18 protein-coding genes are annotated in these 15,014 nt (G+C 25.7%); 15 read left to right on the plus strand and 3 right to left on the minus strand.

What is annotated here, in order from left to right:
- The first annotated feature begins 89 nt into the window (after positions 1 to 89).
- From CRV03_RS07225 to CRV03_RS07240, 4 genes are all read left to right on the plus strand, one after another.
- Positions 90 to 521 (plus strand): ATP-binding protein, encoded by a 432-nt coding sequence (locus CRV03_RS07225; RefSeq protein WP_258239036.1) that lies wholly within the window; start codon positions 90 to 92, stop codon positions 519 to 521.
- 58 nt (positions 522 to 579) lie between these two features.
- Entirely contained in the window at positions 580 to 1,725 is a 1,146-nt protein-coding gene (locus CRV03_RS07230) for an ABC transporter substrate-binding protein (protein WP_164968634.1), read from the plus strand.
- A gap of 9 nt (positions 1,726 to 1,734) precedes the next feature.
- Positions 1,735 to 3,612 carry an HD domain-containing phosphohydrolase gene (locus CRV03_RS07235; protein WP_258239033.1) on the plus strand — a complete coding sequence of 626 codons (1,878 nt, stop codon included), beginning with the start codon at positions 1,735 to 1,737 and terminating at the stop codon, positions 3,610 to 3,612.
- Positions 3,613 to 3,717: 105 nt separating this feature from the next.
- Positions 3,718 to 3,936, plus strand: a complete 219-nt coding sequence (locus tag CRV03_RS07240; RefSeq protein ID WP_129084480.1) for a hypothetical protein — start codon at positions 3,718 to 3,720, stop codon at positions 3,934 to 3,936.
- Between the two features lie 67 nt (positions 3,937 to 4,003).
- Here CRV03_RS07240 and CRV03_RS07245 read toward each other — a convergent pair whose 3' ends face one another.
- Positions 4,004 to 4,669 carry a response regulator transcription factor gene (locus CRV03_RS07245; RefSeq protein ID WP_129084481.1) on the minus strand — a complete coding sequence of 222 codons (666 nt, stop codon included), beginning with the start codon at positions 4,667 to 4,669 and terminating at the stop codon, positions 4,004 to 4,006.
- Positions 4,670 to 4,766: 97 nt separating this feature from the next.
- Between CRV03_RS07245 and era the strand changes: the two genes are divergently transcribed.
- From era to folE, 6 genes are all read left to right on the plus strand, one after another.
- Entirely contained in the window at positions 4,767 to 5,651 is an 885-nt protein-coding gene (gene era, locus CRV03_RS07250) for a GTPase Era (RefSeq protein ID WP_129084482.1), read from the plus strand.
- An 87-nt stretch (positions 5,652 to 5,738) separates the two neighbouring features.
- The gene (locus tag CRV03_RS07255) at positions 5,739 to 6,545 is read left to right on the plus strand and encodes a hypothetical protein (protein ID WP_129084483.1); all 807 of its coding nucleotides are present in this window, start codon (positions 5,739 to 5,741) and stop codon (positions 6,543 to 6,545) included.
- Positions 6,517 to 7,179, plus strand: a complete 663-nt coding sequence (locus CRV03_RS07260; RefSeq protein WP_129084484.1) for a hypothetical protein — start codon at positions 6,517 to 6,519, stop codon at positions 7,177 to 7,179. The genes CRV03_RS07255 and CRV03_RS07260 overlap by 29 nt, the downstream gene beginning before the upstream one ends.
- Positions 7,166 to 8,503, plus strand: coding sequence for a GspE/PulE family protein (locus CRV03_RS07265; protein ID WP_129084485.1), 1,338 nt, complete (start codon positions 7,166 to 7,168; stop codon positions 8,501 to 8,503). Before CRV03_RS07260 ends, CRV03_RS07265 begins: the two co-directional genes overlap by 14 nt.
- Before the next feature lies 1 nt (position 8,504).
- Complete coding sequence (locus tag CRV03_RS07270; protein ID WP_129084486.1) at positions 8,505 to 9,692, plus strand: type II secretion system F family protein; 1,188 nt, start codon at positions 8,505 to 8,507, stop codon at positions 9,690 to 9,692.
- A gap of 12 nt (positions 9,693 to 9,704) precedes the next feature.
- Positions 9,705 to 10,277, plus strand: a complete 573-nt coding sequence (gene folE, locus CRV03_RS07275; RefSeq protein ID WP_129084487.1) for a GTP cyclohydrolase I FolE — start codon at positions 9,705 to 9,707, stop codon at positions 10,275 to 10,277.
- 81 nt (positions 10,278 to 10,358) lie between these two features.
- Here the strand turns inward: folE and CRV03_RS07280 are convergent, their stop codons facing one another.
- On the minus strand, positions 10,359 to 11,069 hold the full coding sequence (locus CRV03_RS07280) for a hypothetical protein (protein ID WP_129084488.1): 711 nt from the start codon (positions 11,067 to 11,069) through the stop codon (positions 10,359 to 10,361).
- A gap of 156 nt (positions 11,070 to 11,225) precedes the next feature.
- Here CRV03_RS07280 and CRV03_RS07285 point away from each other — a divergent pair, with 156 nt between their 5' ends.
- Complete coding sequence (locus CRV03_RS07285) at positions 11,226 to 12,107, plus strand: hypothetical protein (protein WP_129084489.1); 882 nt, start codon at positions 11,226 to 11,228, stop codon at positions 12,105 to 12,107.
- A 28-nt stretch (positions 12,108 to 12,135) separates the two neighbouring features.
- Here the strand turns inward: CRV03_RS07285 and CRV03_RS07290 are convergent, their stop codons facing one another.
- Complete coding sequence (locus tag CRV03_RS07290; protein WP_129084490.1) at positions 12,136 to 12,342, minus strand: DNA-binding protein; 207 nt, start codon at positions 12,340 to 12,342, stop codon at positions 12,136 to 12,138.
- A gap of 138 nt (positions 12,343 to 12,480) precedes the next feature.
- Here CRV03_RS07290 and CRV03_RS07295 point away from each other — a divergent pair, with 138 nt between their 5' ends.
- From CRV03_RS07295 to CRV03_RS07310, 4 genes are all read left to right on the plus strand, one after another.
- Positions 12,481 to 12,678 carry a hypothetical protein gene (locus CRV03_RS07295; protein WP_129084491.1) on the plus strand — a complete coding sequence of 66 codons (198 nt, stop codon included), beginning with the start codon at positions 12,481 to 12,483 and terminating at the stop codon, positions 12,676 to 12,678.
- A gap of 144 nt (positions 12,679 to 12,822) precedes the next feature.
- Positions 12,823 to 13,632, plus strand: coding sequence for a DUF932 domain-containing protein (locus CRV03_RS07300; RefSeq protein WP_129084492.1), 810 nt, complete (start codon positions 12,823 to 12,825; stop codon positions 13,630 to 13,632).
- A 10-nt stretch (positions 13,633 to 13,642) separates the two neighbouring features.
- A complete protein-coding gene (locus tag CRV03_RS07305) occupies positions 13,643 to 14,239 on the plus strand; it encodes a siphovirus Gp157 family protein (protein ID WP_129084493.1) in 597 nt (198 codons plus the stop codon).
- A 10-nt stretch (positions 14,240 to 14,249) separates the two neighbouring features.
- Positions 14,250 to 14,999 carry a Rad52/Rad22 family DNA repair protein gene (locus CRV03_RS07310; protein ID WP_129084494.1) on the plus strand — a complete coding sequence of 250 codons (750 nt, stop codon included), beginning with the start codon at positions 14,250 to 14,252 and terminating at the stop codon, positions 14,997 to 14,999.
- Positions 15,000 to 15,014 lie beyond the last annotated feature (15 nt).

Below are 15,014 nucleotides of genomic sequence, written 5' to 3' on the forward strand. Positions count from 1 at the left end.
GTAATAATGTGAAATTATTTAAACATCTTTTATTATTTGTATCATCAATTAATAAATAAATCATTTATATCATCCTTTATTATTTATAAATTGTAGCAAAGTTTACTGGAAATGTCAGCAGATGTAATGAGTTAGAGATAAAAAGATATAAGAATAGACTAAGTGAACCTTTCTTAGATAGAATAGATTTATATGTAATTATGAATGAAACAAATATAAATGATAAACCAAGTGTTGATTCAAAAAGTTTACACGAAAAAGTAATAGAAGCTTTTAAAATGCAAATCTTAAGAGGGCAAAATGAGTTAAATGGAAAACTTAACGATAAACAGGTAAATAAGTTTTGTACTTTAGATGAAGAATCAACTGCAATTTTACATAGAGCAACAAATAGTTTTAATCTATCATTTAGAAGTATAAATAAAGTTTTAAAAGTAGCAAGAACTATTGCAGACTTGGAGAGTTCAGTAAATATAAAAAAACATCATATTTTAGAAAGCTTAAATTATAGAAGAAGATAGGTTGAAAATATAAAAATTTATGCTACAATTTATATAAATAATATTTATGAGATTAATTATGAAAAAAAAATCTATTTTATTAATATTTATTATTACTTTAAATTTATATTCAAATGAGCTTAAAATTGGTATGTCAGGAGATTTTTCAGGTTCTATATCATACTTAGGTAATAATATGAAGATGGGCATAGAATCTTACTTTAATAAGATAAATAAGAGTTCTTCAAGTAAATATAAATTAATTAGCTATGATGATAAATATAACCCTGTTTTAGCTAGTCAAAATGTAAAAAAACTAATTCATAAAGACAAGGTTCTTACCTTACTTGGAAATACAGGTACACCAACTGCAACTGTTACTCTTCCTATTATAAATAAAAATAAAATCCCATTAATTGGTCCTTATTCTGGAGGAAAGATATTAAGAGATCCTCAAACAAATACTTTTAGTTTTAATTATAGAGTTGGTTATTACAATGAGGTTAGCCAAATTGTAACTAATCTTTTTAATAAAGGTATAACGCCAGATGAACTTGCAGTATTTACTCAAAATGACACTTACGGTGATAGTGGATATTTAGGTGTTTTAGAAGCATTTAGAAGTAGAAATATAAGTATAAATAATATAATTCATGAACGATATACCAAAGGAACTGAAAATATTGAATATGGTTTAAGTAAACTACTTGACTATAACAAAAACTTTAAAGCTTTTATTGTTGTAGGTGTAAATAAAGCAACTACAAAATTTATAAAATATGCAAAAGAAGATTTTCCTAATGCAAAGTTTTTTTTAATCTCAGCAATGAATATTTCAACTATTTTAAATAGTTTAGAAGAGTATGAAGATGATGTTTACTCAACTCAAGTTGTTCCTTTATTAAGTGAAAAACTACCTATTGTAAAAGAGTATAAAGAGGATTTTAAAAAACTTTATCCAAATGAAAAAACAAATCTAATATCTTTTGAAGGCTATATTGTTGCAAAACTTTTTCATGAAGTGATAAAAGAGTTAAAACCTGAAGAAATAAATAGAAATAATATAAGAAAACAGTTATTAAAAGTTGAAAATATTGATATTGGCTTAGGTTTTAAATCAAGTTTCAATAATGAAAAACATCAATATAGTAATAGAGTTTGGCTAACTAGAGTAAAAAATGGTGAGCTTCAAAATGTATCATGGAAAGAGATAGAAGTAAAATAGGGCATAGTTATGATAAAGATTTTCCAAAAACTAACTAAAAATCTATCTATAAAGAATATTGTTTTACTTGGGGTTATTATAATGGCTCTTATAATATCAGCCTTTGCAGTAACAATGACTTATCTGTCTTCAACAATTAAATATGACCAAGAGACTTTAAAACATATACTTGATTTAGAGAAACAAAATCAAGATGTATTAACAATAATAAGAAAAATAAACTATCTAGAAAATAAAATTATCATTAGTAAGAATTTAACTGAAATTGAGATGTTAGAGAATAAATTAATTGATAAAGATAGTGTTAGTCTAATCCATAAAGAAGGGGAAGAGTTATTAAGTTATAATAAAAAACTTGATGAAGTTTCAGATGATTTACTTAATTTAATCATATCCGAACAAGATGTGTTTTCTAAAAAGTATGTAGTATTATTTTATAAAGAGGAGTTAAAAAGTTATATAAAAAGAGTTGATAAATCAATTCGAACTATTATAAATGAAACTGAAGGTCTTTATGGAAAAGCAGCACTTTTTAGTAAAAGATATACTAGAAAAAATAAAGAGAATATCGATTTAGATTTTTTATATAAATTTGGAAGAGTGATGAGTATAAGTAAGGACTTAGATAGTTCTGCAAATATATTCTTTGGTTTAATCTCTAATATCTACTCAACAAATGATATAAATGTAATTCGTTCAATAAAATTAAATAGTTTAGCACAAATAACAAGTCTCTTTGAGAATAGTCTAATCAAAGTATTTGAGTATAAAGATTTTGATAAAAGGTTTGAAGATAATATTTATAATATAAATAAAGAGTTTTATAGAATAAAAGATTTATTAACTCTTTTTATCTCAGCAAAAGAACAAATGCTTAGAGAAGAAGAGAAGTTATCTAGTTTATTGATGGAACGCTCAACAACAAATACTGAGTTGGTAGAAAAAATAAAAAATTTAAATCAAATTTCAGAGAAGATAGAGGAAAATATTTTATCTCACTCTGATTTTATATCAAAAACTACAACTAGTGTGATTATTGTAGTAGGTGTTATCTCTTTATTCTTAATTTTCTTAGCTGCAAGTACTTTGATTTATAGAATAAACTTTCCCCTTGATTTTATCATTAATTATATAGAAAAAATAAGAAATAATAAAAAAGGCCTCTCTTCGAAACTTCCTATTGTAATTGATGATGAGTTTGGAAAACTTTCTAAATCATTTAATTCAATGACTAATACTATTAGTAAAAATATAAAAGAGATACAAAATCTTAATAAAGAGATAGAAGACACTCAAAAAGAAGTTATTCTTACTATGGGTGCAATAGGTGAAACAAGGTCAAAAGAGACTGGAAATCATGTAAAAAGAGTTGCAGAGTACTCAAAGATTCTTGCTATTAAATACGGTTTAGATGAGAATGAAGCTAATCTTTTAAAAGAGGCTAGTCCTATGCATGATATTGGAAAGGTTGGTATACCAGATAGAGTATTAAAAAAACCTGCAAAATTAAATGATGAAGAGTGGGAGATAATGAAAGGACATGCTCAACTTGGATATGAGATGTTAAAACACTCAAATAGAAAGATTTTAAAAGCAGCAGCAATTGTAGCTAAAGAACATCACGAAAAATGGGATGGAAGTGGATATCCAAATGGTTTAATAGGTGAAGAGATCCATATTTATGGAAGAATCACTGCTGTTGCTGATGTATTTGATGCTTTAGGAAGTGATAGATGTTATAAAAAAGCTTGGCCCTTAGAAGAGATTTTAGACCTATTTAAAAAAGAAAGAGGAAAACACTTTGACCCTAAATTAGTTGATTTACTTTTTGAAAATATAGATGAAGTAGTATATATTAGAGACAAATATAAAGATATCTTTGATTAAATAGCTTTACCTTTCAAAAATTCCATATTAACTCCTCACACACTGCATATTGAGTCCATATTAAACCTTTATAATACTACATATCAAAACAAAAAGGATTTAATTATGAAAAAACTTGTAACTTCAATTTTAGGAGCTACTTTACTAGCTGGTTCAGTTTTTGCAGCGGGAAATCAAGGAATGTCAGATATGAGTCATTCAAAAATGAATAAAGACCATGTTCAAAAATGTGAAGCTTTTATGCAAAAATATCAAGTAAGTCAAAGTAGTTGGACTCCTCCTACAAATATACTTACAGACTTATATCAAGCATCTGAAAACTAGTCTTTTATTATCTAGTCTCCTTTCTCCTTTAAACCTTCAAGATATTTTTCTTGAAGGTTTTTTTTGATTAAAAATTATCATTTAGTTTATAGCCTATTCCTTTTATAGTAGTAATACACTCTTTTCCTAACATTTTTCGTAAATTTTTAATATAAGTTCTAATAGTTGCTGCTGTTGGTATTTCATCATAAACCCAGTTATTTAATGAAATTTCTTCAATTGATACAATTTTGTTTTTATTTTTTATAAAAAATTCTAAAATTTTTGATTCAATCTTTGGAAGAGTGTATGTTTTTTCATTAACTTTAAGTAGTTTAGAATCATAGTTATACTCAATATCTTTATTTATTTTTATAGTTCCCATTGAATCAATATTTCTTAGTCTTTTTATATTGTTTAGACGTGCTTTTAATTCACTTAGTTGAAATGGTTTTTTTAAATAATCATCTGCTCCTGCATCAAATCCAATTTCAACATCTCGTGCAGTATGTAATGATGTTATAAAAATAGTAGGAATATCAATTTTATTTTGTTTTAGTATTTTTAATAAATCCAATCCTGTCAAAGAAGGAACATTTACATCTAAAATAAGAAACTGAAAAGACTCTTCATAAATACGTTCTAAAGCTTCCTGTCCATCATATGTAGTAACAACATTGTATTTTAGAGAAATCAAATACTCTTCTATTATCTCATTTAGTAGAATATCATCTTCAAGTAAAAGTATTTTCATTTTAGTTTTGGTCCTTTAATTTATTGAGAAATCATATGAAATTTATGAGGATTGAGTGTGGATATGTTATAATCCCAAAAAAACAGTAAGGATTTATATGACTAAATGTGGTTATGTATCTGTAGTTGGTAGACCAAATGCAGGAAAAAGTTCACTTTTAAACTGGCTTGTAGGTGAAAAAATTGCAATGGTTTCACACAAAGCTAATGCAACAAGAAAAAGATCAAATATAATCGTAATGCACGAAGATGACCAAATTGTATTTGTTGATACTCCAGGTATCCACGAAACAGAAAAACTTTTAAACCAATTCATGTTAGATGAAGCATTAAAAGCAATTGGTGATTGTGATTTAATTCTATTTTTAGCTCCAGTTACAGATAAACTTACTCACTACGAAAACTTTTTAGAGAAAAATAAAAAGAACACAAAGCATATTTTACTTTTAACAAAAATTGATAATGTTTCAAATAATGAAGTATTAGAAAAGATGAAAGAGTACGAACAATATGCTGATAAATATGAAGCAGTAATTCCAGTTTCAATTAAAAAGCAAACAAGACATGAAGATATTTTAGATGTTGTTACAAAACATTTACCAGAACATCCTTACCTTTTTGACCCAGAAATTATGACAACTGAACACTTAAGAGATATCTTTAAAGAGTTTATTCGAGAATCAATTTTTGATAATATCTCAGATGAAATCCCTTATGAAACAGATGTTATTGTAAATAGAGTTGAAGAGAAAAAAGATATTGATGTAGTAAAAGCTACGATTATTGTTCAAAAATCAACTCAAAAGGGAATGATTATTGGTAAAGGCGCAAGTGCTATTAAAAGAATAGGTAAAGATGCAAGAATCAAAATCGAAAAACTTACTGGAAGAAAGTGTTATTTAGAGCTATTTGTTTCTATTAGAAAAGGATGGACTAAAGACAAAAAAGGTCTTAAAGAGTTAGGGTACGACGTAACTTTTTAAATAAATAACTAAAAAAAATATTAAATTAAACTTTATTAAATCTTTTAAATAATAAAATAAATTATATTTTATTATGAAAGGTTTAATATGGAAACTTATGAAATAAAATCTACTGAAGAAATATCTGATGTACATTTAAAAAGTTTTCTCCTTACTAACCTTGAAAAAGAGGATTTTCTCTTATCTCCTAACTCATATATTTTTGCTTCTTATTTAGAAGAGTTAAATAAATACCAATTAATAGTTTTTGAAAAAAGCAATAGCTTAGCTCCTGAAATATTTTTACATAAAGCAATTTACGAAAATGAACTTCTTATTACCCAAAAGTTTTTCTGTCTTTATAAAGAAAAAAAAGTATATTTTTATCAAGAGTTAAAAGAAAAACTAGATAAAGAAAGAATTAAAGAGTTTATAAAAAGTAGTTTTGACTTAGATAGTTTATCTATTGTAGATAAAATAAATGAAGACAAAAAAAAAGAGAAGAACTATAGATTTATAAAGTATAAAAAAAGCTATCTATTTAAACTTTTGATACTCTATTTTCTAATTTTATTTATTGCTTTACTTTGGTATTTTTCTTTAGATAAAAAAAGTGAAAAAGATGTCTCTATATCAAGTTTGAAAAAGAAGATAGAAAGCCAAAAAAAAGATAATACCTACTCTTTTGTATCCTCTAAAATAATAAATTTATATTATCAAGCAAAACAAAAAGAGATAAACTTACATCTAATCCAACAAAATGACAACTCTTTTTTGATTGAATTATCTTCATTAAATAAAAATAGTATCTATGAGTTTTTTGATAATTATAAAACTTCTATAAACAGCTTTAAATATGATGAATTAATAGGAGGGTATATAGTAAATGCAAATATTGAATTTATTAGAAAATAGTTTTGAAAAAGCAGCTACAAGAGTAAAGTTAGAACTGTTTTTATTTCCCTTAATTATTATTGCTTCTTTGATTTATTTTTTAGAGCAGACAAAAGTAAAAGAATCGAAGAGAAGCCTTTTTAGTAGTAATATATTTATTCAAAAAAAGAGTATGGATAAATCCTTAATAGAAGTAATAAAAGATATTGAAACTTATTTAGAAAAAAACTCTATTCAGCTAATTGATATCTCAAATATAGATGAGAAGATACAACTTCAAGTAAATGCTTCTACTCTCTTAAATTTAAAATTATTAGATTATATAGAACACTACAATAATTTCTCTTCTATTAAAACATTAAGACTTACAGATGATAGTTTACTTTTAACTATAAGCTTTGACAAATCCTTTATAAAAACAAGTAATAAAGAAAGCAAGCTTGAACTAGCTTATTTAGAAAAACACATAAGTGCTAGTAAAAAGTATACTCTTAAAGCAATAGTTGGTAATGAAGTTCTAATAAATGAAAAATGGCTAAGTCTAGGTGAAAAAGTAAACAAAGATTTTAAAGTAGAAAAAATAAATAGAAATTCAGCCGTAATAAAAAGTGAAACTATTCAAATAGAACTAAGGCTTTATAATGAAACTATATAAATATCTAATTGATTATAACTATGTAAATAGTTTTGATTTAAAACTTTTAAAAGAGGCTTTGGTTTTACCTATTTCAAGTGATGGAATCTATTGTAAGTTTTATGTTTGTAAAGAGTCAAATTTAAAACTACTTGATTTAAGTTTGATAATAGAAGAGATTGAGATTTCAAAAAACAAAATAGAGTTCTTCTTAAGTGACTTTAATACAAGACTTGATTTATATAATCGCAGTGAAAATTTAATAAAACAAAAAGAGATAAACCCAAAACTTATGGAGGAGTTTTTTAATAAACTTTTAGAAAAAGCACTGAGTCTAAGAACAAGTGACTTACACTTTGAGAGTTTAGAAAACTCTATGATTGTAAGGTTTAGAATAGATGGAGAGCTAAGCTGTTTTTATATCTTTAATAAAGAGTTTTTTAAGACTATAAGTTCATATATAAAGATGTTATCAAAACTTGATGTAACAAAAGTTCGAAATCCTCAAGATGGAAGATTCTCTTTTAAAACTATTGATTTTAGAGTTTCTACTATGCCTACAATTCATGGAGAATCAATAGTAATAAGAGTTTTAGATAATTTAAATGTTAGTGAAGATTTAGAGAGTATGAGTTTCTCTTCTCATATAGTTGACTCCTTTGAAAATATTACTTCTTTAAAAGAGGGCTTAGTTTTAATAACTGGACCAACTGGAAGTGGAAAGAGTACAACTCTTTATTCTTTGGTTAAGCAGTTAAATAGTGAAGATAAAAAGATAATAACTATTGAAGACCCAGTTGAGTATAAAATAGAACAAGTACAACAAGTAAATATAAATGAAGATATTGAATTAGGTTTTAATAATGTACTTAAAAATATTTTACGTCAAGATCCAAATGTCATACTTATAGGAGAAATAAGAGATGCCTTCTCTTTATCTATTGCTTTACAAGCATCATTGACTGGACACTTGGTTTTAGCTTCTATTCATGCAAACTCTAGTGTTGATACAATTTCTAGGCTTATTGATTTAAAAGCAGATAGATTTTTACTAGCAAGTACTTTAAAATATATAGTTTCACAAAGGCTAGTATCAAAACTTTGTACTTGTAAAAGTACTTGTGAAAAGTGCAACTATAAAGGTTTTTTAGGAAGAATTGGTATTGCTGAGAGTTTAGCATGTGATAGTAAAATAAAAACTCTTTTAATGAAAGATGATTTCTTAGTTGAAATAGAAAACTATTTAAAACAAAAAGAGTATAAGACAATCTTAGATGATGGCTTAAAAAAAGTAGAAGAAGAGAAAACTACTTTAAAAGAGTTATATAAAGTGGTGAACTCTTAAGATGAAGTATAAAGTAAAGTATCAAGAAAAAGGAAAAATAAAAACTCTTCTTTTAACTGAAGATGAATACTTAGAAGAGAATAGCTTACCTTTAAATATTATTAGTGTAAAGAAAACAATGGAGTTAAATAATCTTTTTTCTTCAAAGAAAAGAGTTAGTAAAAGAGCTTTAATTAATATCTTAAATGAATTAAATCTTATGCTTGAAGCAAATATACTTTTTGATGATGCCTTTGAAATTTTGATTGATTCAAATAAAGATAAAACTATAAAAGATTTTCTACTTAAATTAAAATACTCTTTTTCAAATCATTTAGATTTAGAACAAAGTTTAAAAGAGTTTAGAATTGATAGCTTTGTAATTTCCTTATTTAAGATTATACAAAATAGTGGAGAGCCCAAAAGGCATATTAAAACTTTGTATGAGATTTTAAAAGAAGAAGATGAGGTAAAAAAACAGATAAAAAAAGTTTTTGCTTATCCTTTGATTTTAGTAGGTTCATTTTTATTTGCACTTATTGGTATTTTTAATTTTGTAGTACCAAAATTTGAGAATATGTTTTTACAAAATGATATGAAATTAAGTTTTGCTACAAAGTCTCTATTTCTTGTAAAAAACATATTTGAAAACTATCTTCTATTTATTATAGTAATTCTTAGTCTAATACTCTTTTTTATATACTTAATCTACTCAAAGAGTGAGAAAATAAAGTTTTTTGTACATAGAGTTATTTTTGAAAAACTATTTATAGTAAGTAAAATATATAAGCTTCGAATGATGTATAGATTTTTTTATATTGTAAATAGTTTGCTTCAAGGAAGATATGAGTTTCATGAAACTATTATTAAGAGTAAAACTTTAATAAACAACAAATACTTTTTAGATAAAATTACACGAATTGATAGTTCACTAAAAAGTGGTAAGTCTATTTACCATAGTTTTAAGAAGAGTGATATCTTTGATGAGCTTGTTTTAAATATAATTAGAACAGCCGAAATATCAAACTCTTTAGAAAAAACAAGTTATGAAATAAGAACTATCTATAAAAAAAGATTTAATGAAAAAGTAGAAATATTTTCTATACTAATTGAGCCAGTATTTTTTATATTGATTATGTTATTAATTGTTTGGATAATTATGGCTATCTTTGTTCCTTTATGGAGTATAGGCGATATTTTAAAAATATAAGAGGAATTTTTTATGAGCAAAGAGCTAGAGTTTGAAAACTCAGTTAAAAATATTTTAGAGTATATCGGTGAAGATATAAATAGAGAAGGGCTTGAAAAAACACCTAGTAGAGTTAGAAAAGCTTTTGAGTTTATGTGTGGTGGATATAAGCAAAACCCAGAAGAGATTATCAACTCTGCACTTTTCACAAGTTCAAATGATGAGATGGTAGTTATCAAAGATATTGAGTTTTATTCAATGTGTGAACACCATATGTTACCAATTATAGGTAAAGCACATATTGCATATATTCCAAATGGAAAAGTAGTAGGGCTTTCAAAAATACCTAGAGTTGTAGATGTTTTTGCTAGAAGATTACAAATTCAAGAGCAAATGACTGAACAGATTTGTGATGCACTTCATGAAACTTTAAACCCAAAGGGTGTTGCAGTTATGATTGATGCAAGACATATGTGTATGGAAATGAGAGGTGTTGAAAAGATTTGTTCAACAACTGTTACTTCAGCACTAAGAGGGTTATTTAAAAAAGACAAAAAAACTAAAGATGAGTTTCTTTCTATTGTAGCTCAATCTTTGCATAAATAAACACCATAAAATAGGAGTTCTTTATAATAGTACTTGAGCCACTTTTGAACTTTAATGTTCTTAGAAGTGGTTCAATCCCTATTATAACTTATTTGAATTTTTATTTAATAAACCTTTTCTTTTATATTTACTAGCTACAACATTTTTTTGTTTTGTAAACTGTTCTATTAACTTTTTTTTACTTTTTTTATTAATTGTTTGATTGATATATGAACCTAGAGCTTGCACAGTTTTCCCTTTATAAATATTATCTTTACTCTGTAGACTAGTTAAAATTTTAGTATTTGGAATACCTAAAGATTTTTGTTTTAAAATAAAACTTTTATATTTTTCAAAAACTGAACTTGATTTATTACTAGGCTTTCTTCCTATCTTTGATTTATTTTTTTCTCTTGTTATTTTAGCTTTTAGCTTTTGTGCTGAATAGTTTTTATCCTCAAAATCTAAAATTATTTTAATAAGTGAAGTCACTTTTTCATCTTCATAATTAAGTATTAAATTTCTTGAAAAGATTAATATATTCATTTTTTTTTCGAATATAAAATTAATATTATCCATGATTTTATAGGTAGTTTTACCTAAATTCTCAAATGAGTTAATTATTAATGTATCATTTTCTTGAAAGAGTGAAGAATTTTCTTCGAATTCAGATTGAAGTGTTTTGTATTTCTTTTTACGGAGGTTTTTTACGATTCCTATATCAGTAAATTCAATATTAGAATTTTTTAATACATTTTTAAAATCAAAAAAATCTTCAGTTGTTAGATAATAGGTTATAAGAATATTTTTCATATGAATATTAAACAATATATAAAATAAATTATAACTTAAAATAAATATATTTAACTTTATTTATATAAAAAATAATATTAATATAAAATATGAATTAATACAAGTTATAACAAGTTTAAAGTATAATATATTAATTTAATAAGTGTAGGTATAGTGATGAAAAAAGATAGTAACTACTTAATAAATAAATGGTTTTCTAATTTACTTGAAGGAAGAAGTAATGAAGAAATTCTTTTTATTTGTAATATAGAGATATTTGATGTAATAGAAGATTTTTTATCAAAAAAACAAAATGCTGAATATAAAATTTTAGAACCAAAAGAACGTATATTTTCAGATTCAAAAATCAAAATTGTTCGTGGTTTTGACAAAAATCTTACTTTAAATAAAAGCAATAGTTTTTTAAATTTCCCATTATTAGTTATTAATTCAGATTTAGATATTAAAAATATTAAGAAGCTTAAAGAAGATAGTTTAGAGATAAAAAAAGAATTTTATTACTATGCTAGGAAATATGAACCTATTGATTTTATAAAAGATAGAATCAATGAGTTAGAATTTTTTCTTTTTCATTCTGCTAATATTAAAATGATTGAAAGCAATCATTATTATTTTAAGTTATTTGAAGGTATTAATATAGAAGAAAGTGAGTATGAAAGAATTATTTCAGAAGATATAAAATTTTTCTTAGGTTCCAATATAATCACGTCAAGATTAATTACAATAGTTTATAGAGTTTTAAAATTAGATTTAAGTGCAACTACAACAGAATCTGGAAGATATTTTAAAAATAAAACTAATGTAAGAAGTAAAATCTTCAATAAAAGAACACTGTCTTTATATAATAATGTAAACTTAAATCTTATACCAATAGATTTAAGAATAAAGAATTTCAGAGCTTACGATTTATCGGTAAATGATACAGAATTAAAAGTAAAAAAAGAAATAGCTAGAAAACTACTTTATAGTGAATATTTAAACATTGATAAAATCTCTGAGGTCACAGATTTATCAATTAGTGAAATAAAAAAGTTATAGTTAGCTATTTGCTAACTATAACTATCTGTTAAATTGTTTCTATTGTATTCTTCTCTAAAAAATTTATAAGCGTTGCCCTTGAAATATGTATCTTTTTCCCAATTTTAACAAATTCAATTTCTCTGTTATAAATGAGTTTTTTCGCCATATCAACTTTTAATATCATCATTTCTTCAATTTCTTTTAAGTTGAAAAGTACACCTCTAGGGATTAGTTCGTCGTAGTTTGTCTTCATTTTCTATTCCTTTTTTTGTTATCAAATAAAGGTATGAAGAATATTTTTTTATTTAAATCCCATTTTTTTACACTCACATATCATAGGTATAGAAAAAGCAAGACTCATCTTGCTTTGTCAAAATACAAAGGAATGCCTATGAAAAAATCTGTTTTAAGTATTTCAAAAAAAGATTTAGCCTATGAGCGATGGCTAAGAAAATTTTTTAAAGCTCCATCTTCAAAAGAGCTTGATGATAAAGAGCTTGATGATAAAGAGCTTGATGATATGGAAAAAGAAGCTTTAAAACTCAAAGCTCAAAACAACCCTTACTATCAACCACTTCAAGGAGCTTAAAAATGAATATACCTCCTACTGTAGTAGTAGCTATTGTAATAGCTTCAGCAACTATAATAAAAGAGTATCTAGACTCAAAAGAAAACTAAGTTTTAGTCAAAGACTATCAATCCATTAAAAAATAAAAACAAATAAGGAAAAATCATGTCAGCAAATCCATTAAATAATAATCAATTACAAGAGTTAGCACCAACGCTATTTACTAGTGAACCTCACTTTGAAGTAAGTGAGAAATATCACTTTATTCCTACTATCGATGTGATAGAAGAGATAAAAGCAAATAACTGGTATCCAGTTAGTGTAAGTCAAGCAGATGTAAGAGATGAAAACAAACAAGGCTATCAACAACACTGCGTGAGATTTAGACACTTTGAGGATTTATTAAATCCTGGGGAAAATGCAGTAGAACTATTACTATTTAATTCTCACGATAGAAGTAAATCATTTAGTATTAGTGCAGGTATTTATAGATTTGTATGTGCTAATGGCTTAGTAGTATCTGATAGCGTATTTGAAAGTTACAAGATTAAGCATTTAGGAGATAGAGATAACGATGTAGCAAACGCAGTTGCAAAAATTACTGCTGTTAAAGAAAAACTGCTTGATAAAATTACTACTTTATCAAATATCCAATTATCTCAAATTGAGAAACAAAGCTTTGCTAAATTATCTGTTCCTCTACGATTTGAAGAACACTTACAAATAGATATTAATGACCTACTAGTTCCACTTAGAGATGAAGACTATAAAGATGATTTATACACAACATTAAACATCATTCAAGAGAATCTAATTCGTGGGAATATTAGTGGATTCAATAAAGATACAGGAAGAAAGTTTACAAGTAAAGAGATTAAATCAATCTCTACAGATACTTATGTAAATAAAGGTGTTTGGGATATTGCAGAAAAGATTGCAAGTATTAAAGAACCACAGTATCAAATAGCAGCATAAGGAGTTGATTATGAAACTAGTAAATTATGCACTACAAACACAAATAGAGACTCTTAGTGAATCAAAATCACAAGAGTTCTTTAAAAAATATATTCAAGAGATTTTAGAAGATCAATCAAAGCCTTATTATCAAAAGGCTGATTATGTTGGTTTATCTCTAAATGAATTAAAGAATAAGATTGATTATCTATCTTCAAATATTAAAGAGTTACAAGCTTTAAAGAAAAAGCTTTCTGAATCTCTAGAACTAGCAAAGGTTCTAACAGCACAAGTTTTAGTAAGTAATGGTGTTGACAGAGTTGATGGCAATATCATTTCATCACTTACTTTAACAAAAGAATCAACCACAATAAAGAAGAAAATCACAATCAAAGATGAAAACGCAGTTATGGGCTTAGGCTTTGTAAAGTTCTCTGTAGATGAAGAAGCAATTACAAAAACTTTAGAAGAAGAATCTTCAAAAGATTTAAAAGAGCTAAATAAATATATCAAAGTTGAAGATATAAAAACTATCACAGAAGCTAAAGTAAAAGTCAATACAAAAAGAGCTGTAAATAATGCAGAAACTACAACTGATGAAATATTGCAGTTAAAACAAGCATCATAAGGAGAATAAGATGTTTAATGAAAAACAATTAGAACAACTTGAAGATGAACTAGACTTAAAAAGAGTAAAGAGTAGAGATAAAGGGAATATCACACTTTCATACCTTGAAGGCTTTGATATTATAGAAACAGCTAATAGAGTTTTTGGTTATGGTAGTTGGAGCTATGATATAGAAAGTTTAGAACATCTATCTACAGAACAAAACCAAAATCAAAACATCGTTATTTGCTACAAAGCAATTGTTAAAGTTACTGTATATGATAAAGACCATATTCAAAATATCAGTCGTAGTGATGTGGGAACTGGAGCAGGTATAGCTAAAACTCAATCAGAAGCCCATGAAGGAGCTACAAAAGAAGCTGTAACAGATGCACTTAAAAGAGCATTACGAAGCTTTGGGAATCAGTTTGGATTATCGCTTTATGATAAGAGCAAAAATCATAACAATCAAAGTCAAACAAACAATAGTAATTACAATCAAGTACCAAATAACAATAACCAACACTATAACCAAAGAGCTAATAACTCTAACAATCAATATAACCCTAATACTCAAAACACTCAACAACAAGTACCATATAAGCACTCACAAGACTTCTCACAGTTAATCAATCTAGGATTAGCAGTTATTCAACAAGGAGAGAACTTAATAGTTGTGGGTGATAATGTCTTTGCAAATAAAGATGTAATTAAAGCTCATGGTTTCAGGTGGGATACTAATAATAGACAGTGGTATATGAATTTAAGGCAAGTAGCATAAAGAAAGGAATTAAAT

Source organism: Arcobacter sp. F155 (assembly GCF_004116455.1).
Classification (GTDB): Bacteria; Campylobacterota; Campylobacteria; order Campylobacterales; family Arcobacteraceae; genus Halarcobacter.

Excerpts from the sequence above, each read along its gene's own strand:
- CRV03_RS07270 (WP_129084486.1), top strand. The coding sequence starts at position 8,505 with ATGAAGTATAAAGTAAAGTATCAAGAAAAAGGAAAAATAAAAACTCTT.
- CRV03_RS07280 (WP_129084488.1), bottom strand. The coding sequence starts at position 11,069 with ATGAAAAATATTCTTATAACCTATTATCTAACAACTGAAGATTTTTTT.
- CRV03_RS07295 (WP_129084491.1), top strand. The coding sequence starts at position 12,481 with ATGAAAAAATCTGTTTTAAGTATTTCAAAAAAAGATTTAGCCTATGAG.
- CRV03_RS07290 (WP_129084490.1), bottom strand. The coding sequence starts at position 12,342 with ATGAAGACAAACTACGACGAACTAATCCCTAGAGGTGTACTTTTCAAC.
- CRV03_RS07245 (WP_129084481.1), bottom strand. The coding sequence starts at position 4,669 with ATGAAAATACTTTTACTTGAAGATGATATTCTACTAAATGAGATAATA.
- CRV03_RS07305 (WP_129084493.1), top strand. The coding sequence starts at position 13,643 with ATGAAACTAGTAAATTATGCACTACAAACACAAATAGAGACTCTTAGT.
- CRV03_RS07300 (WP_129084492.1), top strand. The coding sequence starts at position 12,823 with ATGTCAGCAAATCCATTAAATAATAATCAATTACAAGAGTTAGCACCA.
- CRV03_RS07230 (WP_164968634.1), top strand. The coding sequence starts at position 580 with ATGAAAAAAAAATCTATTTTATTAATATTTATTATTACTTTAAATTTA.
- CRV03_RS07235 (WP_258239033.1), top strand. The coding sequence starts at position 1,735 with ATGATAAAGATTTTCCAAAAACTAACTAAAAATCTATCTATAAAGAAT.
- CRV03_RS07265 (WP_129084485.1), top strand. The coding sequence starts at position 7,166 with ATGAAACTATATAAATATCTAATTGATTATAACTATGTAAATAGTTTT.
- CRV03_RS07240 (WP_129084480.1), top strand. The coding sequence starts at position 3,718 with ATGAAAAAACTTGTAACTTCAATTTTAGGAGCTACTTTACTAGCTGGT.
- CRV03_RS07260 (WP_129084484.1), top strand. The coding sequence starts at position 6,517 with ATGCAAATATTGAATTTATTAGAAAATAGTTTTGAAAAAGCAGCTACA.
- folE (WP_129084487.1), top strand. The coding sequence starts at position 9,705 with ATGAGCAAAGAGCTAGAGTTTGAAAACTCAGTTAAAAATATTTTAGAG.
- CRV03_RS07310 (WP_129084494.1), top strand. The coding sequence starts at position 14,250 with ATGTTTAATGAAAAACAATTAGAACAACTTGAAGATGAACTAGACTTA.
- CRV03_RS07255 (WP_129084483.1), top strand. The coding sequence starts at position 5,739 with ATGGAAACTTATGAAATAAAATCTACTGAAGAAATATCTGATGTACAT.
- CRV03_RS07285 (WP_129084489.1), top strand. The coding sequence starts at position 11,226 with ATGAAAAAAGATAGTAACTACTTAATAAATAAATGGTTTTCTAATTTA.
- era (WP_129084482.1), top strand. The coding sequence starts at position 4,767 with ATGACTAAATGTGGTTATGTATCTGTAGTTGGTAGACCAAATGCAGGA.